This is a genomic window from Streptomyces sp. MMCC 100, assembly GCF_041538145.2.
In the GTDB taxonomy this organism is placed as follows: domain Bacteria; phylum Actinomycetota; class Actinomycetes; order Streptomycetales; family Streptomycetaceae; genus Streptomyces.
Map to the genome: position 1 here is coordinate 2064887 of NZ_JBGORK020000001.1, position 26136 is coordinate 2091022.

The following is a 26136-nucleotide window of genomic DNA, read 5'->3' on the forward strand; positions in this document are numbered from 1 at the left end:
CGTCCGCGTGCGTCCGCGTGCGTCAGCGTGCGTCCGGGTACGTCCGGGTACGTCCGGGGCTTCGTGCGGGTGCTGCGGTCAGCCGGCCGCCGTGGGCGGCAGTTCCGCCTCCTGCCGCCCACGGCGCGGCAGCACGGCCGCCAGCATCGTGATCACGGTCCCCGCGACCGCCCACGCCCACAGCACCAGCAGGGACGCGGTCACGTCGTTCCCCTTGAAGTAGGCGATCGAGCGGGCCGCCCAGGTGCCGGCGCCCGGTGGCAGCGCCGGGCCGATCGCCTTCCAGAACGGCGGCAGCAGCGGCAGCGGGAAGGCGCCGCCCGCGCTCGGATTGCCCGCGATCACCACCAGCAGGATCGCCAGACCGATGCCGACGATCCCGAAGACGCCCTGGAGGGCGAGCGTGGCGGCGCCCACCGCGAAGGTGATCAGCGCGCCGAGCCCCCACAGGTCCAGCACGCCGCCGGGCAGCGCGCCCAGGATCGGCCCGATGACCACCGCGCCGCCGAGCCCGCCGACGATCGCGACCAGCGCCATCACGATCAGCCGGATCGCCGCCCGGCGCGGGTTGGCCGGCCGGGCGCCGGTGCTGATCGCCAGGATCGAGGCGCACAGATAGCCGCCGACGCACCAGCCCACGACCAGGTAGAAGGACGACAGCCCGTCGAAGTCGTGGCGCGAGGCCGGGGCCACGTCGACGACCCGTACCGTGCGCCTCTCGGCCTGCTCCGCCTTGCCGGCGATGCCCTCCAGGGTGGTGGCGAGGACGGTGCCGCCGCCGGAGGCGACCAGCAGGGTGTCCTGACTGCCGTCGGGGTTCACGATCAGGGCGCCGTCGATCTCCCGGTTCATGATCTGCCGCCGGGCGTCCGCCTCGTCAGTCACCGTGCGCGGGTCCAGCGGGGAGCCGGGCAGCCGCTCCAGCCGGTCCACCGTCTGTCCGGCGGCCGCGCCGGGCGCGACCACCCCGAAGGGCACGTCCTTCGGTCTCGGGTCGTGCAGTGCCCCCACGTAGGAGGCGATGAACAGCAGCTGGAGCGCGATCACGCCGAGCACGAGCAGGGTGGCCCGCGGAGTGACGGCGTCCTTCACCTCACCGAGGAAGGAGCCGCTGCCGCGCGTGCGGGGGCCCGGTGTGTGCGACATGTCCCCACAGTCCGGGTCGGGGGGCGTTTGTGCAGGTGGGACGGGGCCGAACGGATGTCGTACACATATTCGAGGATGGGGGTATGGTGGGTGAGGTAGCTGGGAACAGACGTTCGATAATGGCGTTCGGTCATGCGTCGGGTTCATGAGTCGGGAGGTGCGTGTGCCGGGTTTCACGCATCTGCACACCGTCTCCGGGTTCTCCGCCCGCTACGGCGCCTCCCACCCGGAGCGGCTGGCCGAGCGCGCCTTCGAGCGGGGCATGGACGCCCTCGCCCTCACCGACCGCGACACCCTCGCGGGCACGGTCCGCTTCGCCAAGGCCTGCGCCGGGGCGGGCGTCCGCCCCCTGTTCGGCGCGGAGCTGGCGGTGGCCGCCCCCGAGCCCGAGGCGGAACGCACGGACACCTCCGTACGCCGGGACCGGCGCCGTGCCCCCGTGCGCGGCGGCGCCTTCGTCGACGAGTCGGCCCCGCGGGTGACCTTCCTCGCCCGCGACGGCGCCCGCGGCTGGGCCGACCTGTGCCGCCTCGTCTCCGCCGCCCACACGGCCGAGGGCACCCCGCTGCTGTCCTGGCCCGACAACCACGCCGACGGCCTGACCGTCCTGCTCGGCCCCGACTCCGACGTCGGCCGCGCCCTCGCCGCCGGCCGCCCCGACCGCGCGGCACGGCTCCTCGCCCCCTGGCGGGAGGTCTACGGCGACGCCCTGCGCCTGGAGGCCGTCTGGCACGGCCGCAAGGGCACCGGTCCAGGCTCCCTGCGGCTGGCCTCCCGCACCGTCGGCTTCGCCGCCGAGCAGGGCGTCCGGCCGGTGCTCTCCAACGCCGTCCGCTACGCCGACCCCGGCCAGGGCGAGGTCGCCGACGTCCTGGACGCCGCCCGCCGCCTCGTCCCGATCGGCGCCGGCAAGGAACTGGACTCCGGCGAGGCCTGGCTCAAGGACGCCGGTGCCATGCGGCACGCCGCCGAGCGGATCGTCGAGTCCGCGGGCTTCCGGCGCGACACCGCCCACCGCCTGCTGGAGCAGACGCGGGCCACCGCCGCCGAGTGCCTGGTCGACCCCGAGGACGACCTCGGCATGGGCGCCGTCCACTTCCCCGAGCCGCACCTGGTGGGCGCCGGCCGCCGCACCGCCCAGCGGGCGCTCGCCTCCCGGGCGGTGGCGGGCATGGTGCGGCGCGGCTACGACCGGCGGCCGGGTCACCGGGAGTACTGGGAGCGGATGCACCACGAGCTGGACATCATCGCCCACCACGGCTTCGCCTCGTACTTCCTCACCGTCGCCCAGGTGGTGGACGACGTACGGCACATGGGCATCCGGGTCGCCGCGCGCGGCTCCGGTGCGGGCTCGCTCGTCAACCACCTGCTCGGCATCGCGCACGCCGACCCGGTCGAGCACGGGCTGCTGATGGAGCGGTTCCTGTCCAAGGAACGGGTGGTACTGCCCGACATCGACATCGACGTGGAGTCCGCGCGCCGGCTGGAGGTCTACCGCGCGATCATCGGGCGGTTCGGCACCGAGCGGGTCGCCACGGTCGCCATGCCGGAGACGTACCGGGTGCGCCATGCCATTCGCGACGTCGGCGCCGCCCTGTCCATGGACCCGGCCGAGATCGACCGCGTCGCCAAGTCCTTCCCGCACATCCGCGCCCGCGACGCCCGCGCGGCGCTGGAGGAACTGCCCGAACTCAAAGCGCTGGCGGGGGAGCGGGAGCGGTACGGCAAGCTCTGGGAGCTGGTCGAGGGCCTCGACGCCCTCCCGCGCGGTGTCGCCATGCACCCCTGCGGCGTCCTCCTGTCCGACGCCTCCCTGCTCTCCCGTACGCCGGTCATGCCGACCAGCGGCGAGGGCTTCCCGATGGCGCAGTTCGACAAGGACGACGTGGAGGACCTCGGGCTGCTCAAGCTGGACGTGCTCGGGGTGCGGATGCAGTCGGCGATGGCGCACGCGGTCGCCGAGGTGAAGCGGGCCACGGGCGCCGAGGTCGACCTGGACGCCGTACCGGAGGGTGACCCGGCGACGTACCGGATGATCCGGTCCGCCGAGACGCTGGGCTGCTTCCAGATCGAGTCGCCGGGCCAGCGGGACCTGGTGGGGCGGCTCCAGCCGGCCACCTTCCACGACCTCGTGGTCGACATCTCGCTCTTCCGGCCGGGGCCGGTCGCCGCCGACATGGTGCGGCCGTTCATCGAGGCCCGGCACGGACGGGCGCCGGTGCGCTATCCGCACGAGGACCTGGCGGAGCCGCTGGAGGGGACGTACGGGGTCGTCGTCTTCCACGAGCAGATCATCGACATCGTCGACATCATGACCGGCTGTGGACGCGGCGAGGCGGACCGGGTGCGGCGCGGCCTTTCCGACCCGGAGTCGCAGGGGCGGATCAAGGTGTGGTTCGCCCAGCACGCGACGGCGAACGGCTACGACGCGGAAACGATTCAGCGGACCTGGGAGATCGTCGAGGCCTTCGGCAGTTACGGCTTCTGCAAGGCGCACGCGGTCGCCTTCGCGGTGCCGACGTACCAGTCGGCCTGGCTGAAGGCCCACCACCCGGCCGCCTTCTACGCCGGACTGCTCACCCACGACCCCGGCATGTACCCCAAGCGGCTGCTGCTGGCGGACGCGCGGCGGCGCGGGGTGCCGATCCTGCCGTTGGACGTGAACAAGTCCGGGGTCGCACACAGGATCGAACTGGTGTCTGAATCGCATGCGTCGCGTGCGCGGAAGCCCGCCGCGTGGGGACTGCGCCTCGCCCTCTCCGACGTGCACGGCATCAGCGAGGCCGAGGCGGAACGGATCGCCGAGGGGCAGCCCTACGCCTCCCTGCTCGACTTCTGGGAACGGGCCCGCCCCAGCAGGCCGCTGGCCGGACGGCTCGCCCAGGTCGGCGCGCTGGACGCGTTCGGCGCCAACCGCCGCGACCTGCAACTGCACCTGACCGAACTGCACCGCGGCGCCCGGGGCGGGCGCGGCGACCAACTCCCCCTGGCCGGCGGCCGCAAGACCGCCTCCGCCGGGCTGCCCGACCTCACCTCGGCGGAGAAGCTCAGCGCCGAACTCGGCGTGCTGTCCATGGACGCCTCGCGCAACCTGATGGACGACCACCGCACCTTCCTGCGCGAGCTGGGCGTGGTGTCGGCCAAGCGGCTGCGCGAGGCGCGGCACGGGGAGACGGTGCTGGTCGCGGGCGCCAAGGCGGCCACCCAGACACCGCCGATCCGTTCCGGCCGCCGCGTCATCTTCTCCACCCTCGACGACGGCTCCGGCCTGGTCGACCTCGCCTTCTTCGACGACTCCCACGACACCTGCGCGCACACCGTCTTCCACTCCTGGCTGCTGCTGGTGCGCGGGGTGGTGCAGCGGCGCGGCCCGCGCAGCCTCAGCGTGGTCGGCTCCGCCGCCTGGAACCTCGCCGACCTGCTGGAGGTGCGCCGGGAGGAGGGGCTGGAGGGCGTCGCGGCCCGGCTGGCCGGAACGGGCGGGACACAAGGAGTGGACGGGACCGGGGGCGACGACCCCGAAGGCGGCCCGGCGCGCCGCCGCCTCGCCGGTTCGGACGGGCAGCCGGCACCGACGGGTTCCGCGGCCCAGGACCCGATGGAGCAGCGGAAGATCCGCATGTCCACGGGGTACGAGATGCACCCCTGGGCCGATCTGCGCCCCGCGGGCGAAGGGCCCGCGGTCGGAAGGAAGTTGTGGCACCAGAGTCCGGGGAGTGCGGGATGACGATTCTCTGCGTACGTTTCCAGCTGCCGCCGATGTACGAGGCGGCCCTGCCCGAACTGCTCGGTCTCCTTGAGGAGTTCACGCCGGTCGTCGAGGCGCTGCCGCCCGACGGCGCGCTGGCCGACCTGCGCGGTGCCGAGCGGTACTTCGGGCGCGACGCCGTGGAACTGGCCTCGGTGATCCGCGTCCGCGCCCTCGCGCGGTACGGCGTCGACTGCGTGATCGGCGCCGGACCGGGCACGATGCTGGCCCGCATGGCGCTGCGCGACGCCCGGCCGGGACTGACCCGCGCGGTGCCCGAGGGCGAGGAGCGGGAGTTCCTCGCCGGCAAACCCGTCGCAGCGCTGCCCGGCGTCGGCACCGCGACCGCCCGCACCCTGTGCGAGTACGGCCTCGACACCCTCGGCCGGGTCGCCGCCGCACCGCTGTCCACGCTCCAGCGCCTGGTCGGCGCGAAGACCGGCCGCGAGCTGCGCGAGAGGGCGAACGGCGTCGACCGCGGCCGGGTCGGCCCCAACGGTGTCTCCCGGTCGCTGGCCGCCGACCGCCCCTTCGACCGCGACGAACTCGACCCCGACCGGCACCGCCGCGCCCTGCTCTCGGCCGCCGGGGAACTGGGCGCCCGGCTGCGCGCCGTGGACAAGGTCTGCCGCACCCTGACCCTCACCGTCCGCTACGCCGACCGGTCGGCCACCACCCGCAGCCGCACCCTGAAGGAGCCGACCGCGCACTCGGCGGCGCTGACCCGGGCCGCGTACGACCTGTACGAGGCGCTCGGCCTCCAGCGCGCCCGGGTCCGCTCCGTCGCCCTGCGCGCCGAGGGGCTCACGCCCGCCGAACAGGCCTCCCACCAGCTCACCTTCGACCCCGTGGACGAGAAGGTCCGCCGGATCGAGGAGGTCGCGGACCGCGCGCGGGCGAAGTTCGGGCCGCGGGCGGTGATGCCGGGGTCGCTGGCGGCATAGGGCCCCGTACGGGCCCTAGTTGGCCCACGGGGGAGTGAGGCGGGTGCCGTCGGCCAGCTCCGCCGTCAGGCCGACGGAGGTGGTGACCCAGGAGGTCGCGGTCCGGTCGGTGGGGTTCTCGACGGCGAGGGTCGCCCCCGCGTTGATGATCACGGTGTCGCCCGCGGTGACGTGCTCGGTGCGGCCGTCGAGGGTGATCAGCAACTCGCCGGTGAGCAGGTGGAATATCTCCTCCCGGTCGACGGTGTGCGCGGGCGCCTTCGTGCCCGCCGGGATCTCGCCCCGCCAGGCGCACAGCTCCTTGCTGCCGGCACGGGGGCCGGCGTACGAGACGAAACGGGCGCCGTGGATCTCGTGGGTGACGCCCTCGGACGAGCGGACGACGGGCATGGTGGGCTCCTCTCTGTCCATGGCCGATCGATCTACGGGGGGCGTGCCTCCGCGTGCCTCCGCGGCCATATGGACAAGCTACTTGTCTACTTGGTCGACTCTTATGGTCAAGCTGCTTGTCCAATGCGTCAAGGGTGTTTCAATGCCCCCGTGCAGAACTCCGATGCCATGGCCCTGACCGCCGCCCTGCTCGCCGCGGCCGGCGGGCTCACGCAGCGCATCCACGAGGGTGTCGTCGCCCGCGGCTTCGAGGGGGTGCGGCCCGCGCACGGTTTCGCCTTCGCCCGGCTCGCCCCGGACGGCGCGACGGCCGCCGGTCTGGCCGCACACCTCGGGGTGACCAAGCAGGCGGCCGCCCAGCTCGTCGAGGAGCTGGTCCGCAAGGGCTACGTCGAGCGCAGGCCGCATCCCGCCGACGCCCGTGCCCGGCTGGTCGTGCTGACCGAGGCGGGGTGGGCCTGCACGCGGGCCGCGGAGGAGGCGGCCGCGGAGGCCGTGGGCGCGTGGGCCGACGTGCTCGGCGAGGACGGGGTGCGTGCGCTGCGCGACAGCCTGCTGCGCGTGGCCCCGGGCGGGCCGATCCGGCCCGCCTGGTGAACCCGGCCCTCTATCACCTGCGGCGTCGACGGCACCGGTTATCACTGGAAGTTTTTACTGACGCGTAACTTCACACTTGCACTACTCGCCCGTAACTTGACGAGTGAACAGCATCCCGTGATCCGGATCACAGGGCATCCCTGCCGTCGCAACTCCCCCGATCCGCAAGGAGATCACCCGATGCTGCCCTGGAGTCGAGTGCTCAGACCACTGACCGCGCTGCTGCTGACCGCCGCGGTCGCCCTGTTCCCCGCCGTCACCGCCACCGCAGCCCCCGCCACGGACGTGCGTCCCGGCTCCGGCTGGAACGACTACACCTGCAAGCCCTCCGCCGCCCATCCCCGCCCCGTCGTCCTGGTCCACGGCACCTTCGGGAACTCCGTCGACAACTGGCTGAGTCTCGCGCCCTACCTCGAGAACCGCGGCTACTGCGTCTTCTCCCTCGACTACGGCCAACTGCCCGGCGTCCCGCTCTTCAACGGACTCGGCCCGGTCGAGAAGTCGGCGGAGCAACTGGCCGCCTACGTCGACAAGGTGCTCACCGCGACCGGCGCCGCCGAGACCGACCTCGTCGGCCACTCGCAGGGCGGCATGATGCCCCGCTACTACCTCAGGTTCCTCGGCGGGGCCGACAAGGTGAACGCCCTGGTCGGCATCGCGCCCAGCAACCACGGCACCACGCTGTCCGGCCTCACCAACCTGCTGCCGTACTTCCCCGGCGTCGGGGACCTGCTGAACGAGCACACTCCCGCCCTCGCCGACCAGGTCGTCGGCTCCGACGTCCTCACCAAGCTCAACGCGGGCGGCGACACCGTGCCCGGTGTGCGCTACACCGTCCTCGCCACGAAGTACGACGAGGTGGTCACGCCGTACCGCAGCCAGTTCCTCGACGGTCCCGGGGTGCGCAACGTCCTGTTGCAGGACCTGTGCCCGCTCGACCTCTCCGAGCACCTGGCGGTCGGGCTGTTCGACCGGATCGCCTTCCACGAGGTGACCAACGCCCTGGACCCGGCGCACGCCACGCCCACCACCTGCGCCTCGGTCTTCGGCTGACGGTGACCCGGCGCTCCGGCGCGCACCACGCGGGGCCCGCCCGGCCTGAGCCGCCGGACGGACCCCGCGTTCCCCCGCGTTCCCCCGCGTTCCCCCGCGTTCCCCCGCGTTCCCCCGTGCTCCGCGTCAGCCGCCGTGCCGGCCACCGGTCGCCGCGCGCCGGCGGACCGACGCGAACAGGGCGGCCGCGCCGAGTGCCAGGGCGGCAGCGCCGCCGACGGCGAGGTAGGGCGTGCTGCTGTCGCCGCCGGTCTCGGCGAGGTTCTCGGTGCCCCCGCCGGCGGCCTTGACCTGGTTGGGCTCACCGGCCGCCTCGGTCTCCGGGCCGGACGACGCCTCGTCCGGGGCGGCCGGGGGGTCCGCCGGGGCCGCCGGATCCGTCGGGTCCGCGGTGGTCTCCGCGTCCTGGTCGCCGTGACCGTGGTGCTCGATCGTCGACTTGTCGGCCGCGGCCGCGATCTGCTCCTCGGACGGCGCGGAGGCCTCCGGCGCCGGGGCGGCGCCACCGGCCGTGCCGCTGCCGTCGCTGCTGTTGCTGCCACCATTGCCACCATTGCCGCTGCTGCCGCTGCTGCCGCCGAAGGAGACGTCCGAGCAGGAGTAGAACGCCTCCGGGCTGTCCGAGCGCTGCCACACCGCGTACAGCAGGTGCTTGCCGGACCGCTCGGGCAGCGTGCCGGAGAAGGTGTAGAAGCCCTCCGAGGCGACCGGGTCGGTGGAGGTCGCCACCGGGGCGGACAGGTCCAGGTCGCCCCAGCCGAGCGGCTGCGACGGGTCGTAGCCGGGCTTGGTGATGTACACCTTGAAGGTGCCCTTGTGCGGGGCCGTCACGCGGTACTTGAAGGTGTACGAGCCGCTGCTCACGCCGGTCGCCGGCCAGTCGGCGCGGGCCAGGTCCAGGCCCTTGAAGGCCGGGTCGTTGGCGCTGCACAGCTTGCCGTCCGGGATCAGTTCCTGGTGCTTGCCGGCGGCGTTGCCGATGCGGATGCCGTTCCAGTCGTAGAGCGCCTGGGTGCCACCCGCCGCGACCGCCGCCCGGCACGCGGCCGACTTCGGATTCTCGGGCCCCTCGGCGTGACACTGCGACACCCGGCTGACCGGGTCGCCCATCGAGCCGTGCGCCGACGCGGGGGCGGCGGCCAACGTGGTCAGGGCGAGCGGGGCGAGACCGGCGACGGCGACGGCTGCGGCCCTGCGGGGCACGGACGGTGCGGGCATGCGGAACTCCTCGAAACGGTCACGGGGGACTGGGGAACTCGGGCCGGAACCCGTGGGGTTGATCAGCAAGCTAGCCCCAGGAGCCCCCGAAATCGCCTGCTGGAGACGGGTGACGGAGATCCTTATGGTCGCGTTAAGGGAGTGCTCAGGCTGGGCTGAGGTAGCTACCGTTCGCGGCATGGAACGAGAGCGGATCCGGCCGGCGGTCACCTCGGACGTGCCGGCGGTCAAGGCGGTGACCGACGCCGCGTACCGCCCCTACGTGAAGCGCATCGGGGTGGTGCCGCAGCCCATGGAGGCGGACCACGCGGCGAACGTGGCGGCGGGGAAGGTGTACGTCACGGACGAGCCCGGCACGGGCTCCGCGGAACTCGGGGACCTCGTGGGACTCGTGGTCCTGGAGGAGTGTGCGGACCATCTCTTCCTCGACAGCATCGCCGTCCACCCCGACGCGCACGGCAGGGGCGTGGGGCGGCGGCTGCTGCGGTTCGTGGACGCACACGCGCGTGCACTGGGCCTGCCCGAGGTCAGGCTCTTCACGAACTCGATGATGTGGGAGAACCAGGAGATCTACCCGAGGTACGGGTACGAAGTCGTGGAACGCCGAGTGGACGGGCCCTACGACCGCGTCCACTACCGCAAGCGGCTGCTCTGAGGCGTCTCATGGCCTGCCCTGCCCGGTCAGCTCTCCGGCCACCAGGTGCGCGCGATGTCCTTGCGGACCTCCGGGCGCCCCGAAGGGCGCTCGTCGGCCTCCTCGCGGACTCGGCGGGCATCGGTCTTCTTCAGGGGCTTCTGCACGGTCAGACGGCGCATGGCTGCCTCCTTACGGATCCACCGGGTTCCGCGTTCTCACGGAGGTAGACCCTTTCCCCGAGACTCACTCATCGATGCGTCCCTGTCAGTGGCGGTTGTCACGTTCCCGCGCCCCGACTCCGTTGTCAGTGGCGGCTGTCACCCTGGGCGCATGAGTGAGAACAGTGACGAAGCGACCGCGCCGGGTGTCGACTGGGACGCGCTGGCCGCCTCCTTCGACGACGAGCCGGACCACGGTCTGCGCGACGCGGATGTACGCCGGGCCTGGGCCGCCCGGTTGGCCTCCTGGCTGCCGCAGCGGCCCGGCGACCTCCTCGACCTGGGCTGCGGCACCGGCAGCCTGTCACTCCTCGCGGCCGAGCAGGGCCACCGCGTCACCGGCGTCGACCTCTCCCCGGCCATGGTGGAGCTGGCCAGGACCAAACTCGCCGGTCGTGACGCGGTGTTCCTCACCGGTGACGCGGCGGCACCGCCCGTGGGCGAGCAGCGCTTCGACGCCGTGCTGGTCCGGCACGTGCTGTGGACGCTGCCCGACCCCGGCCGGGTCCTGCGGCACTGGCGGCAGTTGCTGCGCCCCGGAGGACGGCTGGTCCTGGTCGAGGGCGTGTGGGGGAGCGTCACCCCGGTCGGCATACCCGCCGACCGGCTCACCGCCCTGCTCGGCCCGCTCGCCGGGCAGACCCGCGTGGAGCGGCTGTCGGGCGACGCGTCGTTGTGGGGCAGGGAGGTGACGGACCAGCGCTACGCGGTGGTGGCGACGTACGGATGACCGGGCGGTGCGCTATTCGAGCAGGCCGGTGAAGCCGTCCCCGCGGGCCAGCCGCTCCAGTTCGTCCACTGCGGCCACGGCGGCGGCAGCGGCCCGCGGATCCCGGTCCGCCAGCCCGCTCTCGGCGAACTCGTCCTCGTCGAGCCGCCGTACGTCCGTGCCGTCGGCGGAGCGCCACAGGTCCAGGTCGAGGTCCTCGACGACCAGTTCGGTGCCGGTCAGGACGGCGGGGCGGGTGACGTCGCAGTACCAGCCCTTCAGCACACCGGTCGCCGTGCGGACCTCCTTCACCGAGTACCACCGGTCGCGCCAGTAGTACTCGGTGAAGACGTCCCCGGCCTCGAAGCGCACGAAGCCGAAGTCGCGCACCCCGTCACCGGCCCAGGGGGCGCGGACGGCGAGGCGGGTGCCGTCGTCGTGCAGCAGCGTGGCCGCGTACCGGATCTTCGTACGGCCCGCCTTGACCAGTGCGACGCTCAACTCAGCCGAGTTCGCGGACATGGCACACCTCCGTCGCGCAGATCTCGTAGCCGAGCCACTTGTTGATGGCGAGCATCGGGCCGTTGTCGGTGTCGTTGCCGGTGAGCGCCTCCGTGTACCCGGCCGCGCGGGCCCGGTGCAGGGAGTCGGTCTTGGCGAGTTTGGCCAGGCCCCGGCCGCGCTGGGCACGGACCGTGCCCGTCATCGCGGTCGAGTACCGGGTGCCGTCGGTGTAGGCGACGCTGAAGGCGGCCGGGCGGCCGTCGACGACCGCGACGGTGGTCAGCTCCCGGTTGAGCAGCGGGTGCCGCCAGGTTTCCGCCAGCCAGGTCTCGTAGTCCGTGAACTCGATGTCGACGTCGCCCGGTTCGTCCGCGACCGTCTCCGCGTCCAGCTCGAACATGGGCCGGGGGTCGTCCGCGAAGTGGGCGGCGGTGCACAGCTCGACACCCGGGGGAGGGGACCACAGGGGTGGCAGCGCGGCGTTCGACAGGTCCAGCCGGAGGAAGTACGCGGCCCGCCGCCGTTCGTAGCCGTGCCGCGCGGCGAAGGCCAGGTTGGCGGGCCCGTCCAGCACCCAGGAGTACAGCTTCGTCGCGCCCTCGCCGGTCAGGTGCTCCTCCGCCGTACGCACCAGCAGGCCGCCGGCGCCGTGCCGCAGCCGCTGCGGGTCGACGTAGACGTTCAGGAAGGCCTGACCGGGCTCCGGGCTGTCGTGCACCAGTCCGATCTGGGCCGTGCCGATCACCTCACCGTCCTCCTCCGCGACCAGGGACCGGCTCCGGGCGTCCGGGTGGGTGTGGACGAGTCGGTGCACGACGCCTTCGGGCGTCCACAGGATGAACGGCAGGGCGCGATGGCGGACATGGGCGAAGGCCGCGACATCGGCCGGGTCGTCGGGACGCAGGTCGCGTACGAGAACGGTCATGGGGGCGCACGCTACGGCTGACGGGCGGTCCGGTGCCTCTCATTTTCCCGCGGATACGGGACAATCACCGGGTGACCTTGAAGATCCGTATCGACGACGGCACGCCGCCCTACGAGCAGGTGCGCGCGCAGATCTCCGAACAGGCCCGGTCGGGCGCCCTGCCGGTCGGCTACCGGCTGCCCACCGTGCGCGGACTGGCCGAGTCCCTCGGGCTCGCCGCGAACACGGTCGCCAAGGCGTACCGGGCGCTGGAGGCGGACGGGGTGATCGAGACGCGGGGGCGCAACGGAACGGTGGTCGCTGCCGCGGGCTCCGCGGCGGAGCGGGAGGTTGCCTCCGCGGCGCAGAGTTACGCCGAGCGGGCTCGGCGGCTCGGGGTGACGGAGGGGGAGGCGTTGGGGGCGGTGCGGGATGCCCTGCGGGCGGCTTACGGGTGAGCGCCGTTCGGGTTCGGGCTGTTCCCCGGCTGCGGGTGCGTTGTGGCTTGTCGCGCAGTTCCCCGCGCTCCTGGCGGCGTTCTGGTGACCGTCAGGTTCGCGGCGCGGGCCAGTTCGGCGAAGACCTGTGCGTCTCGCACCGCCGCCGCGTTCGGGTCGTTGTTGAAGTAGGTGTATACGTCGCTGGTGTTCGGCCAGGTCGTCGCGATGCGCTCGAGCCACGTCGCCAGTGACCGGCGGCCGTAGCGCGGCCAGGCCGCGGCTCGGCCCTCGTGGAAGCGGACGTAGCCCCAGTCGGCGGTGCGCCACAGCGGGGTGGCCGGGCGGGACCGGACGTCCGCCCAGCACAGGGCCGCGTGCCGGGACACGAGGACCTCGCGGATCTCGGGTGTCCACCACGACTCGTGCCGGGGTTCCACCGCGACCCGGGTGCCGGGCGGGAAGCAGGCGAGGCAGGTGTCCAGGAGGGCCGGGTCGGCGCGCAGCGTCGGCGGTAGTTGCAGCAGGACCGGGCCGAGGCGGTCGCCCAGCCCGGCCGCGTGGGTCATCAGGCGGTCGACCGGTTCCGCCGGGTCGCGCAGGCGTTTGATGTGCGTCAGGTAGCGGCTCGCCTTGACCGCGACCGTGAAATCCGGCGGGACGCGTTCGCGCCACGTCGCGAACGTCTCCCGGGTGGGCAGGCGGTAGAAGGCGTTGTTGATCTCGACCGTCGCGAAGGCGGCCGCGTAGCGCTCCAGCCAGAGCCGGACCGGCAGACCGGGCGGGTAGAAGGCCTCCCGCCAGTCCCGGTACTGCCAGCCCGACGTGCCGACGAACAGGGTCATACCCTCATCAAAGCACCGCGCCGCGGATACCGGGCTGCCGGACGACGGGCTACAGGTACAGCCCGGCCTCCGTGCCCGCCCGCGGCTCCGGAAGCGCGGTCGGCGAGGTGCCCCGGCGCAGCGCGAACAGCTCCGCCAGGGTGGCGCCCTCGCGGCCGACCCCTTCCTCGGTGCCGAGCCAGTCCACCGCCTCCCGGCGGGTGAGCGGGCCGACCTCGATGCGGGCCAGGCAGCGGCCGGGACGGACGACGGCGGGGTGCAGGCGCTCCAGGTCCTCGTTGGTCGTGACGCCGACCAGGACGTTGCGGCCCTGTCCGAGGAGTCCGTCGGTGAGGTTCAGCAACCGGGAGAGCGCCTGGCCCGCCGTGTGCTTGGCCTCCCCGCGGATCAGTTCGTCGCAGTCCTCCAGGAGCAGCAGCCGCCAGCGGCCCTTGCCCGCCGCGTCCTCCTCGCCGATGGCGATGTCCATCAGATAGCCGACGTCGGAGAAGAGCCGCTCCGGGTCGAGGACGCAGTCCACCTGGCACCAGTCCCGCCAGGAGCGGGCCAGCGTGCGCAGCGCGGAGGTCTTGCCGGTGCCCGGCGGCCCGTGCAGGAGCAGCAGCCGGCCCGCGATGTCCTCGGGCGTCGTCTTCATCAGCCCGTCCATCGCCTCCGCGACCGGTGCCGTGTAGTTGGCCCGGACCTCGTCCCAGGTGCCCGCGGCGATCTGGCGGGTGGTGCGGTGCGGGCCGCGCCGCGGGGAGACGTACCAGAAGCCCATCGTCACGTTCTCCGGCTGCGGCTCGGGCTCGTCCGCCGCCCCGTCCGTCGCCTCGCCGAGCACCTTCTCGGCCAGGTCGGCGCTGGTCGCCGTCACCGTGACGTCGGCGCCCCGGCTCCAGCGCGAGATCAGCAGCGTCCAGCCGTCGCCCTCCGCCAGCGTCGCGCTGCGGTCGTCGTCGCGGGCGATCCGCAGCACGCGCGCGCCGGGCGGCAGCAGCGTGGCACCGGACCGTACGCGGTCGATGTTCGCCGCGTGCGAGTACGGCTGCTCACCCGTGGCGAAACGGCCGAGGAACAGCGCGTCGACGACATCGGACGGGGAGTCGCTGTCGTCCACGTTGAGCCGGATCGGCAGGACTTCGTGCGGGTTCACGGACATGCCGCCATGATCCGGCACCCGGCCGCCGCGTGCACCCGCTTTCCCGGGCACGCGCGCGGCACGGACGCTCGAGGCGCCGGCCCCCATCGGTCGCCCTCGCCCCCGACTTTCGTCCGAATTTGAACGAGTGTCAGCCATTCCTTGGCATGGACACTTCCAGTCAACGCGCGTAGCCGCTACCACGGTTGTGGCAGCAATCCTGCTAAGGGAGGTTCCATGAGACGTTCCCGACTTGTCGGCTTCCTGAGTTCACTCCTCCTCGCCGCCGGCGCAGCCCTCACCGGGGCCGCGACCGCCCAGGCGGCCCAACCCGCCGCAGCCGACGGCTATGTGGCCCTCGGCGACTCCTACTCCTCCGGGGTCGGAGCGGGCAGCTATATCAGCTCGAGCGGCGACTGCAAGCGCAGTACGAATTCCCACCCGTACCTGTGGGCGGCCGCCCACGCACCCTCCACGTTCGACTTCACCGCCTGCTCCGGCGCCCGTACGGGTGATGTTCTCGCCGGACAGCTCGGCCCGCTCAGCTCCAGCACCGGCCTCGTCTCGATCAGCATCGGCGGCAACGACGCGGGCTTCGCCGACGTCATGACGACGTGTGTGCTCCAGTCCGACAGCTCCTGCCTGTCGCGGATCGCCACGGCGGAGGCGTACGTCGACTCGACGCTGCCCGGCAAGCTCGACGGCGTCTACTCGGCGATCAGCGACAAGGCCCCGAACGCCCACGTCGTCGTCATCGGCTACCCGCGCTTCTACAAGCTCGGCACCACCTGCCTCGGCCTGTCCGAGACCAAGCGGAAGGCGATCAACAACGCCTCCGACCACCTCAACACCGTCATCGCCCAGCGCGTCGCCGCCCACGGCTTCACCTTCGGCGACGTCCGCACCACCTTCACCGGCCACGAACTGTGCTCCGGCAGTCCCTGGCTGCACAGCGTCAACTGGCTGAACATCGGCGAGTCGTACCACCCCACCGCGGCCGGCCAGTCCGGCGGCTACCTGCCGGTCCTCAACGGCGCCGCCTGACCCGAGGCGGAAGGAGAAGAAGGAGAAGAGGAGGAGGGGGAGGCCCCGCCCGTCGGGGTCTCCGTCTCCGTTCCGGTCCCGCAGGTCACCGAGAACGCCACCGCGTTCGACGTGGCCCGCACCGGAGTCCGCACCTCCACGCGGACGGCGCTCTCGAACGCGCCGTCGTCGTCGTGCGTCGTCACCACCACGGTGTCCCGGCGCGAGCGGTCGCCGCCCGACGGGAAGGACAGCGTCCGCCACCCCGGGTCGGAGACCGACCCGTCCGCGGTCACCCAGCGGTAGCCGACCTCCGCGGGCAGCCGCCCCACCGTGAAGGTCGCCGTGAAGACGGGTGCCCGGTCGTGCGGCGGGGGGCAGGTCCCCGAGTAGTCGGTGCGCGAGCCCACCACGGACACCTTCACCGACTGCGGCGCGGTACTGCTCGGCCCGTCGCTTTCCCCGCCGGCGCTCTCGGAGGACGCCGACGGGCTCGGCTCCGCCCCGCTCCCGCCCGTCGCCGCCGACGTGGCCCCCGTATCCCCGCTGCCGCCCGAACCCTCCGCCCCCGCACCCCCGTCCGAGCGGTCCAGCAGTACGTACGCCAGCCCGGCCAGCGCCAGTACGAGCACGGCCAGCCCGGCCACCAGCACGGCCCGCGCCCGCCGGCCCCGGCCCCCGGGCGCACCGGGTACCGACGTGCCCCCGGTCGCCGGCACGGGCATCGGCGGCGTCGGTGCGGTGGGCGGCCCCTGACGGGCCACGACCGTCGGGGCGTACGCGCCGGACGGTGCCGCGCCGCCGCGCGGACCACCCTGGCCGGACGGAGTCCCGCCGGCGCCCACGAGCCGCAACTCCCGCTCGGCCCGCTCCGCCGGGAGCCGCTCGGCCGGATCCTTGCGCAGCAGGCCTTCGACGACCGGCGCGAGCGCACCCGCCCGGTGCGGCGGCGGCAACTCCTCGTCGACGATCGCCCGCAGCGTGCTCAGGGGAGTGTCCTGACGGAACGGCGAGGCACCCTCCACCGCCGCGTACAGCAGCACACCCAGCGACCACAGGTCGGACTCGGGACCGGGCGTGCGGCCCAACGCCCGTTCCGGTGCGAGGAATTCGGGGGAGCCGATCACCTCGCCGGTCATGGTCAGCGCCGCGCTGCCCTCGACCCGGGCGATCCCGAAGTCGGTGAGCACCACCCGGCCGTCGTTCGCCAGCAGCACGTTGGCCGGCTTCACGTCCCGGTGCAGCACCCCGGCGGCGTGCGCGGCCCGCAGCGCTGCCAGCACCTCCGCCCCGATCAGCGCGGCGCGCACCGGCTCCAGCGGGCCCTCCGCGTCCAGCAGATCGGCCAGGGACAGCCCGCGGACCAGCTCCATCACGATCCAGGGCCGGTCGCCGTCGGTGGCCACGTCGTACACCGTGACCACGTTGGGGTGGGAGATCCGGGCGGCGGCCCACGCCTCGCGCTCCAGCCGGGCGTACATCCGCCGGACGTCGGCCTCGGGCAACCCGGCGGGGGCGCGCACCTCCTTGACGGCGGCCTCGCGGTGCAGCACCTCGTCGCGGGCGCGCCACACGGTGCCCATGCCGCCTTCGCCGAGCGGGGACAGGAGACGGTAACGACCGGCGATCACACGCTCACCGGCGGGTTCTCCGGACACGGTCGCCCCCTATGACGTCGCGCGTGCGGACACTCCACAAAGTAGCCCAACCCGGTGTGGATGCGGCCCCCTGGAACGGATCCGGCCCCGACGACCGGCGTTTTCGGGCCGTCCGTGAGCGCTGCGCCGCCGAAGTCCGGGCGCTGTCCGAGGGCGCCGTCGGGCCGGCCTGGTCCACGGCCGCCCCCGCGCCGCCCGCCCTGCGCGAGCGGGTCCTGGCCGCCGTGAGCAGCACCGTGCAGGAGCCCGCGCCCTCGACCGGGGCCGCCCTGCGGCTGCCGGCCCACGTCCGGGGCGGCCGGCCGGACGCCGAGCGCTCCCGCGGGTACCGGCCGCGCTCCCTGCTCGTGCCGTTCGCCACGGTGACGGCCGCCGCGGCGCTCGTGGTCGCCTCGCTCTTCGCCGTGCAGGCGGGCCGCACCCAGGACGAGCTGGACGTCGCACGGGACCGGGCACGTGAGATCGCCCACGTTCTGGCGGCTCCGGACGCCCGCGCCACCAGGGGCGCGGACGAGCGGGGCCGCGGTGTCGCAGTGGTCGCCTCCGCGTCCGAGGGGCGCGCGGTGGTCACCCTGAGCGGGTACGGCGAGCCGTCGGGCGACCGCGTGCGCCGACTGTGGCTGATGCGCCCCGGCGCCGAGCCGCGCTCCCTCGGGCTCTTCGACGGCGACACGCCCCTGATCGCGTCCGGCCTGAGCCGCTCCGCCACATCACGCGCGGTGACGGTCGAGCCCGCCGGGGGGTCGGCCCCGCCGACGAGTGAGCCGGTTGTCCAACTCGCCCTGGAATCTGTCGGATTCGGAGAGTAATCGTCAACCCTCTTACGGGGAAGGTGAATCCTGTGACCGCGATACACGCATGCCGTACCGGGGCGATAGGGTTACCCTGCCCGGGCCGGGTGGACTCGTACGGGTGGGGAGTGACATGGAACAGATAACAGTGCGCAGCAGGGCAAGGGTCCCTGCGATCACCTGCGGGAGCAGCGCGACCAGCTCGCGCCTCGACCGTCATCTCGCGGTACTCGGAGGGCCTGCCCTCCCGCCGCGGGAGACCGTGGAGGCGACGTCGCTGATGCGCGAGCTGACCGCGCGTGAGCCCGCGCATCAGCGCAGCAACAGGGGCGCCCGGGTGCGCCGGGTCTCGCTGTTCGCGCCGCTGCGTCGACTGCGCCGTTCGCTGTTCGGCGGCAACTGAGGCCCGCGCGCCGGTGGTCACACCTCCCGGCGCGGCGCCGCGGCACTCGTCCGTCATCCCCACGGCACGCAGCGGCGCCCCGGTGTGCTCCCCGAGCGCGGGCCGTCCCCGGTAGACCCGACCCGACCCCGTACGCCCCGTCCCGTACGCGTTCTCACGTGCCCGTTCCGCGTCTTCGTTCCGCCGTCTCCCCACCGGCGGTGACGCCCTCCGGCCCGCTCAGCGGGCCCCGTGCGCGTACCGGCGCACGGCGAGCGGGACGAACACCGCGAGCAGCACCGCGCACCAGGCGAGCGATCCGGCCACGGGGTGCGTCACCGGCCAGGCCGCCCCGTTGGGCGCGGGCGCGTTGCCGAAGAGGTCCCGCAGCGCCGTGGTCACCGCGCTGATCGGATTCCACTCCGCGACCGTGCGCAGCCAGCCCGGCAGTCCGTCGGTCGGGATGTACGCGTTGGACAGCAACGGAAGGATGAAGGTCGCGCCGCCCAGTTGACCGGCGGCCTCCTCGTCGCGGGTGAGCAGCCCCAGGAAGATCCCGATCCACGTCGTCGCGAACCGGAACAGCAGCAACAGCGCCACCGCACCCACCGCGCCGAGCGCGCCGCCCTCCACCCGCCAGCCCACCGCGAGCCCGACGAGCAGCACGGGCACCGTCCCGGCGGCCGTGACGAGCACGTCGGCGACCGACTGCCCGAGCGGCACGGCGGCCCGGCTCACCGGCAGCGTCCGCAGGCGGTCCGTCACGCCCCGGTGGGTGTCCTGGGCGGCCTGGAACATGCCGGTCATGAGGCCGTTCGCGGCCGTGGCGACCAGCAGACCCGGCACCAGGAAGGACCGGTACTGCTCGCCCGGCATCGCCAGCGCGCTGCCGAAGACGTAGCCGAAGAACAGCAGCATCGTGATCGGCATGGTCTGGGTGAGGATCAGCAGACCCGGGTTGTTCCGGACCCGCCGCAACTGGCGGCCCAGCATGGCCGCCCCGTCGTGCGCCAGGCCGTACGCCGGGCCGTTCGGCCCCGTGGTCACCGTGCTCATGCCACCAGCTCCTTGCTGTCGTCGCGGCCGTTGCCGTCGGTCAGGCGGAGGAAGACGTCGTCGAGGGTCGGCGGCCGCAGGCTCGCGTCGACCAGGGGCACGCCCGCCGCGTCGAGTTCGCGCACCAGGCGGGGCAGGGTCAGCGTCGGATCGGTGCTGACGGCGCCGGCGGTGCGCCGCTCGTGGTCCAGCACGGGCTCGGCGCCGGTCAGCCGGTCCAGGACCGCCGCCGCCCGCGTCAGGGCGTCCGCGTCCGCGACGACGGCCTCCGCGTAGGCCCCCACCAGCGCCTTGAGTTCGGCCGGCGACCCGGTGTGCGCGACCCGGCCCCGGTCCACCAGGGCGATGTCGTCGGCCAGGCGGTCGGCCTCCTCCAGGTACTGCGTGGTGAGCAGCACGGTGGTGCCGTCCGCCTTGAGAGCGCGCACGGCTTCCCAGATCCGGTTCCTGCTGGCCGGGTCGAGCCCGGTCGTCGGTTCGTCCAGGAACAGCACGTCGGGGCGGCGCACGAGGCTCGCGGCCAGGTCGAGGCGGCGGCGCATGCCGCCGGACAGGGTCGAGGCGGGCCGGTCGGCGGCGTCGGCCAGGCCGAAGCGGTCCAGCAACTCGTCGGCCCGCGCCGCCGCGTTCCGCACTCGGTGCAGCCGGGCGAACAGCCGCAGATTCTGCCGTCCGGTGAGGTCGCCGTCCACCGACGCGTACTGCCCGGTCACCCCGATCCGGCGCCGGACCGCGGCGGCCTCGCGCACCAGGTCGTGCCCGGCGACCCGCGCCGACCCCGCGTCCGGCCGCAGCAGCGTCGTCAGCAGCCGGACCGCCGTGGTCTTGCCCGCCCCGTTCGGCCCGAGCAGCCCGCAGACCGTGCCCTCGGCCACCGCGAGATCCAGGCCGCGCAGCGCGTGCACGGTGCCGAAGCGCTTCTCCAGACCCTCTCTAAGTACAGCGTACGTAGTAGTCATGAGTCGACCATAGCGCACTACGTACGCTGTACGTAACTAGGATGGTGGCCGAGGTGATGCACGATGGCGGGCCGAGCGGCCGTACCCGAAGTGATCTGGTCGCGCCCCGAGCGCACCGGCCGGGGGCCGAGACCGGCGTACACCCGCGCCGACATCGCCGCCGCCGCGGTGCGGATCGCCGACGCCGAGGGCCTGGACGCGGTCTCGATGCGCCGCGTCGCCGGCGAGCTGGGCTGCGGCACCATGTCGCTCTACAACTACGTCCCCCGCAAGGAGGACCTGTACGAGCTGATGATGGACGCGGTCAGCGGCGAGCACGAGCTGTGGGAGCCCAGCGGCGACTGGCGCGCGGACATGATCCGGGTGGCCCACCAGACCCGCGCCCTGATGCACCGCCACACCTGGCTGCCCCGCCTGATGTCACCCGTCTACGGCTTCAGCCCCAACGCCCTGCGCTACCTGGAGCACTGCCTGGCCTGCCTCGACCCGTTCGAGGCGCCCTACGGCACCAAGATGGAGCTGGTCGCGATGGTGAACGGCGTGGTGACGACGTACGTCAGCAATGAGATCGCCACCGTCGAGCGCACCCGCTCGCTGCCCTGGTCCGAGGAGCAGGAGAACGCGGCGCGCATCGCCTACCTCGGCAGGCAGGTCGCGAGCGGCGCCTATCCGCGGCTGGCGGCGTCCTTCGCCGAGGACGCGGGACCGATCGATCTGGAGGGGGTCTTCGAGCGGGCGCTGACGCGAGTGCTGGACGGGTTCGCCTGAGCCCGGGACCGGGCCGGGGCAAGGGCCGGGCCGTGGCAGGGGCGCGGGCGTGCCGGGCCGGCTCCGGGGTCGGTGCCGGGCGCGCCGGGCCGGATCCGAGATTGGTGCAGGGCGCGCCGGGCCGGATCCGGGGCCGGGACCGGGCCGTCCTGACCAGGGCCAGGAGCCGGGCCGCGGGGTGAGCCGGGGCTCCACCGGTCACAGCAGTGCCAACTGCCCCTCCGGACCCTCCTCCCGGTCGTCCAGGACGGAGGCCGGCCGACGGGCCGCCCCGGACACCGGCAGCACGCCCGCCTCGCGCAGCTCGGTCGCGGTGATCTCGGCCGTGACCGACAACTCCCGGCACCGGTCCCGCACTTCGGCGAGCAGTGCGAGCACCGTGATCAGCTCCAGCAGCTCGGACGTCCAGGTCTGGGGCCAGCCGGCCGGACGGATCGCCGTCAGTGTGCCCGGCTCGCCCTCCGCCGTTCGGGCCGCGAACCACTGCTCGAGCACCCGGGCCCCGCCCACCTCGAAGTCCCAGGCCCCGGGCGGCACGGGGGAGACGCGGCCCTCGTCCAGGAGGAGGGCCTCCTCGTCCCGGTCGTAGCGCAGGGTCAGCGGGCGCCGGGGCAGCGGGGCGCGGACGTACGGGCGCCGGCCGCCGGGCAGCTTGGGACGCTCTCCGTCGCGGCGCATCAGCCACAGGGCGCGCCGGCCCAGTTCCACGCCGCGCTCCCACACCGTCGGGTCCGCGGTGAGCGGGACCAGCGAGCCGGGCCGCACGGCCGCCACCGACCACGCGAGCACGTCCAGCGGGCCGGGGCGCAGGCCGAGGCGGGCGGCCAGATGGTCCAGCAGCCCCGGGGCGAGGTTGGGCTCCGCGCCGCCGGGACGGCGGTGCAGCGGGCGGATCCGGGCGGGGCCGAACAGCGGCAGCAGCGAGGTCGCGAGCAGCAGCGGCCCACCGGCGGCCTCGGGCGCCTCCACGACGAACACCTGCCGCTCGTCCGCCACCCGCCACAGCTCCGGACGGGCCCCGTCGATCAGCCGGTGGTCGGGGATCAGCCACTGCTCGTCGAACGGCGCGCGCAGCACCCGGACCGGCTCCGGACAGGGCCCCGAGGCGCGCGCCAGGCGCTCGGTGCCCCCGGCGCCGCCCGGCAGCCGCCCCACCGCCGAGTACGGGGTGCGCGAGCGGGTCGGCTCGAACAGGGCCGCGCGGTCGGGCCCTTCGGCCTTCACCAGAGCGTCCCAGCGGGCCTTCAGGGACCCCGCGTCGGGAGCCGCCGGCCACCCCCGGCCGAGCCGCGGCGGTGCGACGGACCACGGCATGAGGTCCGCCAGCGGCGGAGCGTCGTCGTGCGTCACGCCGGGCATCGTACGACGGGGCGCCGCGGCCTCACGTGGCATCCAGGGTGACCGTGAAGGAGAAGCGGTCGCCCCGGTAGTGGATGACCGCCACGTCGAGCACCCGCCCCGCGGTGTCGTAGGTGATGCCTGTGTAGTGCAGGATCGGGCTGAGCAGCGGGACTTCGAGCAGCCGCGCCGTCTCCGGGTCCGCGAGCCGCGCCTCGACGGTGTCCGTGATCCGGCTGATGTCCGTGCCCACCACGTCCCGCAGCACCTTCGTCATCGGCCACCGGGCGAGGTCGTCCAGGTCGATGCGCCCGGCCAGCTCGGGACGGACGTAGTTGCGGGCGTGGTTGGTCGGCTCGCCCGTCTTCTCGTCGCAGCGCAGCCGGTGGTACGTCGCCACCTCCGGCAGCTCCGGGAAGTACTCGGCGAGTTCGGACGGCACCGGGCCGGTGCCGTGGCTCAGCAGCTCCGCCTTCATGCCGGACTGCTGCGCCACGATCGCGTCCACCGAGCCGAGCAGCCGCACCGGGGCGCCCCGGCGGGCGTGCGGCTCGATGAACGTGCCCCGCCGGCGGTGGCGGGTGATCAGCCCCTCGTCCTCCAGCTCCTTCAGCGCCTGCCGCATGGTCAGCACGCTCACCCCGTAGTGCCCGGCCAACTGCTCCTCGGTGGGCAGGCGCAGCGGGTCCCGGGGCGAGCGGCCGAGTATCGAGGCGCGCAGCGACTGCGACACCTGGTACCAGAGCGGCAGCTTGCGGTTCAGGACGATGGAGTCCGGGGCGAAGGAGGTCACGGGCCATCCGTACCGGTAGGGGAATCCTCAGTGCAAGGGGCGGAAGTGCCGCTCCAGGCCCTGCCAGACGTCGTCGTAGCCCTGCTGCAGGTGCTCGGCGCGGGCCGCCTGGGGGGTGAGGGTCACCGGCCACCGCGTCTCGAACATGAACGCCAGCCCGTCGTCGATCCGCTGCGGCTTCAGCTCGGCGGCGCTCGCCCGGTCGAAGGTCTCCCGGTCCGGGCCGTGCGCCGACATCATGTTGTGCAGCGAACCGCCGCCCGGCACGAAGCCCTCCGCTTTCGCGTCGTAGGCGCCCTCGATCAGGCCCATGTACTCGCTCATCACGTTCCGGTGGAAGTACGGCGGCCGGAAGGTGTCCTCGCCCACCAGCCAGCGCGGCGCGAACACCACGAAGTCCACGCCCGCCAGACCCGGCGTGTCCGACGGGGAGGTCAGCACCGTGAAGATCGACGGGTCCGGGTGGTCGTACGAGATGGTGCCGATGACGTTGAAACGGCGCAGGTCGTAGACGTAGGGCACGTGGTTGCCGTGCCAGGCGACGACGTCCAGCGGGGAGTGGTCGTACTCGGCGGTCCAGAGGTTGCCGCAGAACTTGTTGACCACCTCCACCGGACCCGGCGTGCTCTCGTCGTCCTCGTACGCGGCGACCGGCGCCCGGAAGTCCCGGGCGTTGGCCAGGCCGTTGGCGCCGATCGGGCCGAGGTCGGGGAGCCGGAAGGGGGCGCCGTAGTTCTCGCAGACGTAGCCGCGGGCGTCCTCGTCCAGCAGCTCCACGCGGAAGCGCACCCCGCGCGGGATCAGCGCCACATGGCCCGGCTCGGCGTGCAGCAGGCCGAACTCGGTGCGCAGCAGCAGGCCGCCGCGCTCCGGGACGATCAGCAGCTCGCCGTCCGCGTCGCTGAAGACGCGCTCCATGGACGCCGTCGCGTGGTACAGGTGCACGGCCATGCCGGTGCGCTGGGTCGCGTCGCCGTTGCCGCCGAGCGTCCACAGCCCGCCGACGAAGTCCGTACCGGGCCCGGGCTCGGGCAGCGGGTTCCACCGCAGGCGGTTGGGGTCCGGCACGGCCTGGTTGAAGGGCGCCGTGCGGATCGCGCCGTTGCCCGAACGGGTGAACGCCGGGTGCGCCGCCGACGGGCGGATCCGGTACAGCCACGAGCGCCGGTTGTGCGCCCTCGGCTCCGTGAACGCCGTGCCGCTCAGCTGCTCCGCGTACAGGCCCAGCGGGGCCCGCTGCGGCGAGTTCCGGCCCTCGGGCAGTGCGCCCGCCACGGCCTCCGAGCTGTGCTCGTTGCCGAAGCCGGACAGATAGGCCAGCCCCTCCGCGGTCTTCCGCGCGTCCCCGCTCATCGATCGCTCCCTCGCAACCCGATTCCCACCCGATTCCTATGGCACACCGTAGGATTGCGGTTTCCCTTGCGCAAGAGGGCGTTAGAGGACTTCCCCGATCCGACTCTTCCTGGTCGTCCGCCGTGAGGATGACCGGAACCAGACTCCCGGGGGATCCGGACCGTCGGACCCGTGTTCTAGTCTCGCGGCATGTCGTGGACGCGGGGAGTGCTCGCCGTGCTCGCGGTCTGTGTCCTGCTGTTGACGGGACCGGCGGGCTGCGGCTCCGGTGACGGGGGTGTACCGGAGGCCGGGGATTCGGCCACGCCGGTGGGCAAGCTGCTCGACGTCACCGACGAGGAGGGCCGGCGCTACCGCGAGGTGGACGCCGAGCACGCGCCCGGGGTCGGGATCGAGGTGCAGCCCGAGGCCGACGACACCTGGGACGTCCGCCTGACCGTCCGCGACTTCAGGTTCTCGCCGGACGGCACGGAGGCGAAGGCGGTGGCCGGCCGCGGCGTGGCCCACCTCTTCCTCGACGGCGACCACCTCACCCGCCTGCGCGGCCCCCGCTACCGCCTCGCCGCCGACCTGGTCCCGCGCGGCACGCACCAGCTCACGGTCCGCCTGTACGCCGACGACGACACCGTCTGGGCCGTCCACGGCGAGCCCGTCGAGAGCACGGCGGACATCACGGCGTCGGACGCGGAGCCGACCGGGGCGACGCAGCCGGAGGAGGTCGAGGGCCGGACGGTCACCGGACCGGCGGCGGACCGGTGACAGCGCTCACCGTCCTCCCCCGGCGCCCGGAGGGACCGGATCCGGGGGGCGTCCCCCGCCGTACCGGAGGCCGCGGTTCACCCGGCCGGCCCCGGAGGGCATCATGAGGACCGTGTCCCATGCGACCCCGCTCCGCCGTGCCCCCGTGCAGCGACGCAGCGCCGAACGGCTGACCCGGATCCTCGACGCCTGCGCCGACCTCCTCGACGAGGTCGGTTACGAGGCCCTGAGCACCCGGGCCGTGGCGCTGCGCGCGGACGTCCCCATCGGCTCGGTGTACCGCTTCTTCGGCAACAAGCGGCAGATGGCCGACGCCCTGGCCCAGCGCAACCTGGAGCGCTACGCGGAGCGCGTCACCGAACGGCTGACGGAGACGGGGGACGGCGGCTGGTGCGGTGCGCTGGACGCCGTGCTCGACGAGTACCTGGCGATGAAACGGACCGCGCCCGGCTTCTCCCTGATCGACTTCGGCAACCAGATCCCGGTCGGCGACCGCCACGCCGTCCCCAACCACCGCGTCGCCGAGCGGCTCACCGAGCTGCTCTCCGGCTACCTGGGCCGCCGCCCCGACGACGACATGCGCCGCGTCTTCCTCGTCGCCGTGGAGACCGCCGACACCCTCGTCCAGCTCGCCTTCCGGGTCGCACCGGACGGGGACGAGAAGATCATCGAGGAGGCCCGGGAGCTGCTGCGGGCGTATCTGGGGCGCGTGCTCGACTGACCCCGCTGACCGGCGCAGAGCTGTGACCTGGAGTTTTGCGCTTATTGCTCGCATGTCAACGT

The 26136-nt window shown here is 73.5% G+C and carries 27 protein-coding genes; 13 read left to right on the forward strand and 14 right to left on the reverse strand.

What is annotated here, in order from left to right:
• Positions 1-78 precede the first annotated feature (78 nt).
• On the reverse strand, positions 79-1146 hold the full coding sequence (locus tag ABS735_RS09495) for a DUF3533 domain-containing protein (protein WP_373906530.1): 1068 nt from the start codon (positions 1144-1146) through the stop codon (positions 79-81).
• 163 nt (positions 1147-1309) lie between these two features.
• Between ABS735_RS09495 and ABS735_RS09500 the strand changes: the two genes are divergently transcribed.
• Both ABS735_RS09500 and ABS735_RS09505 read left to right on the forward strand, forming a co-directional pair.
• Entirely contained in the window at positions 1310-4873 is a 3564-nt protein-coding gene (locus ABS735_RS09500; RefSeq protein ID WP_373906529.1) for a DNA polymerase III subunit alpha, read from the forward strand.
• On the forward strand, positions 4870-5838 hold the full coding sequence (locus ABS735_RS09505; protein ID WP_373906528.1) for a DNA polymerase Y family protein: 969 nt from the start codon (positions 4870-4872) through the stop codon (positions 5836-5838). Before ABS735_RS09500 ends, ABS735_RS09505 begins: the two co-directional genes overlap by 4 nt.
• Positions 5839-5853: 15 nt before the next feature.
• On the opposite strand, the gene ABS735_RS09510 is transcribed toward ABS735_RS09505, so the two are convergent.
• Complete coding sequence (locus ABS735_RS09510) at positions 5854-6228, reverse strand: cupin domain-containing protein (RefSeq protein ID WP_373906527.1); 375 nt, start codon at positions 6226-6228, stop codon at positions 5854-5856.
• Positions 6229-6378: 150 nt separating this feature from the next.
• Here ABS735_RS09510 and ABS735_RS09515 point away from each other — a divergent pair, with 150 nt between their 5' ends.
• Positions 6379-6825 (forward strand): MarR family winged helix-turn-helix transcriptional regulator, encoded by a 447-nt coding sequence (locus ABS735_RS09515; RefSeq protein WP_373906526.1) that lies wholly within the window; start codon positions 6379-6381, stop codon positions 6823-6825.
• 180 nt (positions 6826-7005) lie between these two features.
• Complete coding sequence (locus ABS735_RS09520) at positions 7006-7878, forward strand: esterase/lipase family protein (protein WP_373906525.1); 873 nt, start codon at positions 7006-7008, stop codon at positions 7876-7878.
• Between the two features lie 126 nt (positions 7879-8004).
• On the opposite strand, the gene ABS735_RS09525 is transcribed toward ABS735_RS09520, so the two are convergent.
• The gene (locus tag ABS735_RS09525) at positions 8005-9096 is read right to left on the reverse strand and encodes a lytic polysaccharide monooxygenase auxiliary activity family 9 protein (protein WP_373906524.1); all 1092 of its coding nucleotides are present in this window, start codon (positions 9094-9096) and stop codon (positions 8005-8007) included.
• A gap of 178 nt (positions 9097-9274) precedes the next feature.
• On the opposite strand from ABS735_RS09525, the gene ABS735_RS09530 reads away from it, so the two are divergent.
• On the forward strand, positions 9275-9751 hold the full coding sequence (locus tag ABS735_RS09530; protein WP_373906523.1) for a GNAT family N-acetyltransferase: 477 nt from the start codon (positions 9275-9277) through the stop codon (positions 9749-9751).
• A 26-nt stretch (positions 9752-9777) separates the two neighbouring features.
• Here ABS735_RS09530 and ABS735_RS09535 read toward each other — a convergent pair whose 3' ends face one another.
• Positions 9778-9912 (reverse strand): hypothetical protein, encoded by a 135-nt coding sequence (locus ABS735_RS09535; protein WP_061445559.1) that lies wholly within the window; start codon positions 9910-9912, stop codon positions 9778-9780.
• A 151-nt stretch (positions 9913-10063) separates the two neighbouring features.
• Here ABS735_RS09535 and ABS735_RS09540 point away from each other — a divergent pair, with 151 nt between their 5' ends.
• Positions 10064-10681, forward strand: coding sequence for a class I SAM-dependent methyltransferase (locus ABS735_RS09540; RefSeq protein ID WP_373906522.1), 618 nt, complete (start codon positions 10064-10066; stop codon positions 10679-10681).
• 12 nt (positions 10682-10693) lie between these two features.
• Here the strand turns inward: ABS735_RS09540 and ABS735_RS09545 are convergent, their stop codons facing one another.
• Positions 10694-11182 (reverse strand): ribonuclease FAU-1 family protein, encoded by a 489-nt coding sequence (locus ABS735_RS09545; RefSeq protein WP_373906521.1) that lies wholly within the window; start codon positions 11180-11182, stop codon positions 10694-10696.
• On the reverse strand, positions 11163-12089 hold the full coding sequence (locus tag ABS735_RS09550) for a GNAT family N-acetyltransferase (RefSeq protein ID WP_373906520.1): 927 nt from the start codon (positions 12087-12089) through the stop codon (positions 11163-11165). The genes ABS735_RS09545 and ABS735_RS09550 overlap by 20 nt, the downstream gene beginning before the upstream one ends.
• A 71-nt stretch (positions 12090-12160) precedes the next feature.
• On the opposite strand from ABS735_RS09550, the gene ABS735_RS09555 reads away from it, so the two are divergent.
• The gene (locus ABS735_RS09555) at positions 12161-12526 is read left to right on the forward strand and encodes a GntR family transcriptional regulator (protein ID WP_373906519.1); all 366 of its coding nucleotides are present in this window, start codon (positions 12161-12163) and stop codon (positions 12524-12526) included.
• Here the strand turns inward: ABS735_RS09555 and ABS735_RS09560 are convergent.
• Entirely contained in the window at positions 12517-13350 is an 834-nt protein-coding gene (locus ABS735_RS09560) for a DUF72 domain-containing protein (protein ID WP_373906518.1), read from the reverse strand. The genes ABS735_RS09555 and ABS735_RS09560 overlap by 10 nt on opposite strands.
• Before the next feature lie 49 nt (positions 13351-13399).
• Positions 13400-14494, reverse strand: coding sequence for a DUF5925 domain-containing protein (locus ABS735_RS09565; protein ID WP_373906517.1), 1095 nt, complete (start codon positions 14492-14494; stop codon positions 13400-13402).
• 216 nt (positions 14495-14710) lie between these two features.
• Here ABS735_RS09565 and ABS735_RS09570 point away from each other — a divergent pair, with 216 nt between their 5' ends.
• On the forward strand, positions 14711-15517 hold the full coding sequence (locus tag ABS735_RS09570; RefSeq protein WP_373906516.1) for an SGNH family lipase: 807 nt from the start codon (positions 14711-14713) through the stop codon (positions 15515-15517).
• Here ABS735_RS09570 and ABS735_RS09575 read toward each other — a convergent pair.
• Entirely contained in the window at positions 15487-17154 is a 1668-nt protein-coding gene (locus tag ABS735_RS09575) for a serine/threonine-protein kinase (protein ID WP_373906515.1), read from the reverse strand. The two genes, ABS735_RS09570 and ABS735_RS09575, sit on opposite strands and share 31 nt — an antisense overlap.
• An 11-nt stretch (positions 17155-17165) precedes the next feature.
• Here ABS735_RS09575 and ABS735_RS09580 point away from each other — a divergent pair, with 11 nt between their 5' ends.
• Positions 17166-17963 (forward strand): anti-sigma factor, encoded by a 798-nt coding sequence (locus ABS735_RS09580; RefSeq protein WP_373906514.1) that lies wholly within the window; start codon positions 17166-17168, stop codon positions 17961-17963.
• Between the two features lie 115 nt (positions 17964-18078).
• Positions 18079-18348: a hypothetical protein gene (locus tag ABS735_RS09585; RefSeq protein ID WP_373906513.1), complete on the forward strand. Its 270-nt coding sequence runs from the start codon at positions 18079-18081 to the stop codon at positions 18346-18348.
• 219 nt (positions 18349-18567) lie between these two features.
• On the opposite strand, the gene ABS735_RS09590 is transcribed toward ABS735_RS09585, so the two are convergent.
• Positions 18568-19383, reverse strand: coding sequence for an ABC transporter permease (locus ABS735_RS09590; RefSeq protein WP_373906512.1), 816 nt, complete (start codon positions 19381-19383; stop codon positions 18568-18570).
• Positions 19380-20342, reverse strand: coding sequence for an ATP-binding cassette domain-containing protein (locus tag ABS735_RS09595; protein WP_373906511.1), 963 nt, complete (start codon positions 20340-20342; stop codon positions 19380-19382). The genes ABS735_RS09590 and ABS735_RS09595 overlap by 4 nt, the downstream gene beginning before the upstream one ends.
• A gap of 63 nt (positions 20343-20405) precedes the next feature.
• Here ABS735_RS09595 and ABS735_RS09600 point away from each other — a divergent pair, with 63 nt between their 5' ends.
• Positions 20406-21110, forward strand: coding sequence for a TetR/AcrR family transcriptional regulator C-terminal domain-containing protein (locus tag ABS735_RS09600; protein WP_373906510.1), 705 nt, complete (start codon positions 20406-20408; stop codon positions 21108-21110).
• Between the two features lie 198 nt (positions 21111-21308).
• On the opposite strand, the gene ABS735_RS09605 is transcribed toward ABS735_RS09600, so the two are convergent.
• The 3 genes from ABS735_RS09605 to hmgA are packed head-to-tail and all read right to left on the reverse strand — an operon-like array spanning position 21309 to position 24594.
• Positions 21309-22469 carry a type ISP restriction/modification enzyme gene (locus ABS735_RS09605; RefSeq protein ID WP_373906580.1) on the reverse strand — a complete coding sequence of 387 codons (1161 nt, stop codon included), beginning with the start codon at positions 22467-22469 and terminating at the stop codon, positions 21309-21311.
• 22 nt (positions 22470-22491) lie between these two features.
• Positions 22492-23241 carry a GntR family transcriptional regulator gene (locus ABS735_RS09610; protein WP_373906509.1) on the reverse strand — a complete coding sequence of 250 codons (750 nt, stop codon included), beginning with the start codon at positions 23239-23241 and terminating at the stop codon, positions 22492-22494.
• Between the two features lie 27 nt (positions 23242-23268).
• The gene (gene hmgA / locus ABS735_RS09615) at positions 23269-24594 is read right to left on the reverse strand and encodes a homogentisate 1,2-dioxygenase (protein ID WP_373906508.1); all 1326 of its coding nucleotides are present in this window, start codon (positions 24592-24594) and stop codon (positions 23269-23271) included.
• A gap of 189 nt (positions 24595-24783) precedes the next feature.
• Here hmgA and ABS735_RS09620 point away from each other — a divergent pair, with 189 nt between their 5' ends.
• Both ABS735_RS09620 and ABS735_RS09625 read left to right on the forward strand, forming a co-directional pair.
• Positions 24784-25353 (forward strand): hypothetical protein, encoded by a 570-nt coding sequence (locus ABS735_RS09620; protein ID WP_373906507.1) that lies wholly within the window; start codon positions 24784-24786, stop codon positions 25351-25353.
• Positions 25354-25456: 103 nt separating this feature from the next.
• Positions 25457-26074, forward strand: a complete 618-nt coding sequence (locus ABS735_RS09625; RefSeq protein ID WP_373906506.1) for a TetR/AcrR family transcriptional regulator — start codon at positions 25457-25459, stop codon at positions 26072-26074.
• The last annotated feature ends 62 nt before the right edge of the window (positions 26075-26136 follow it).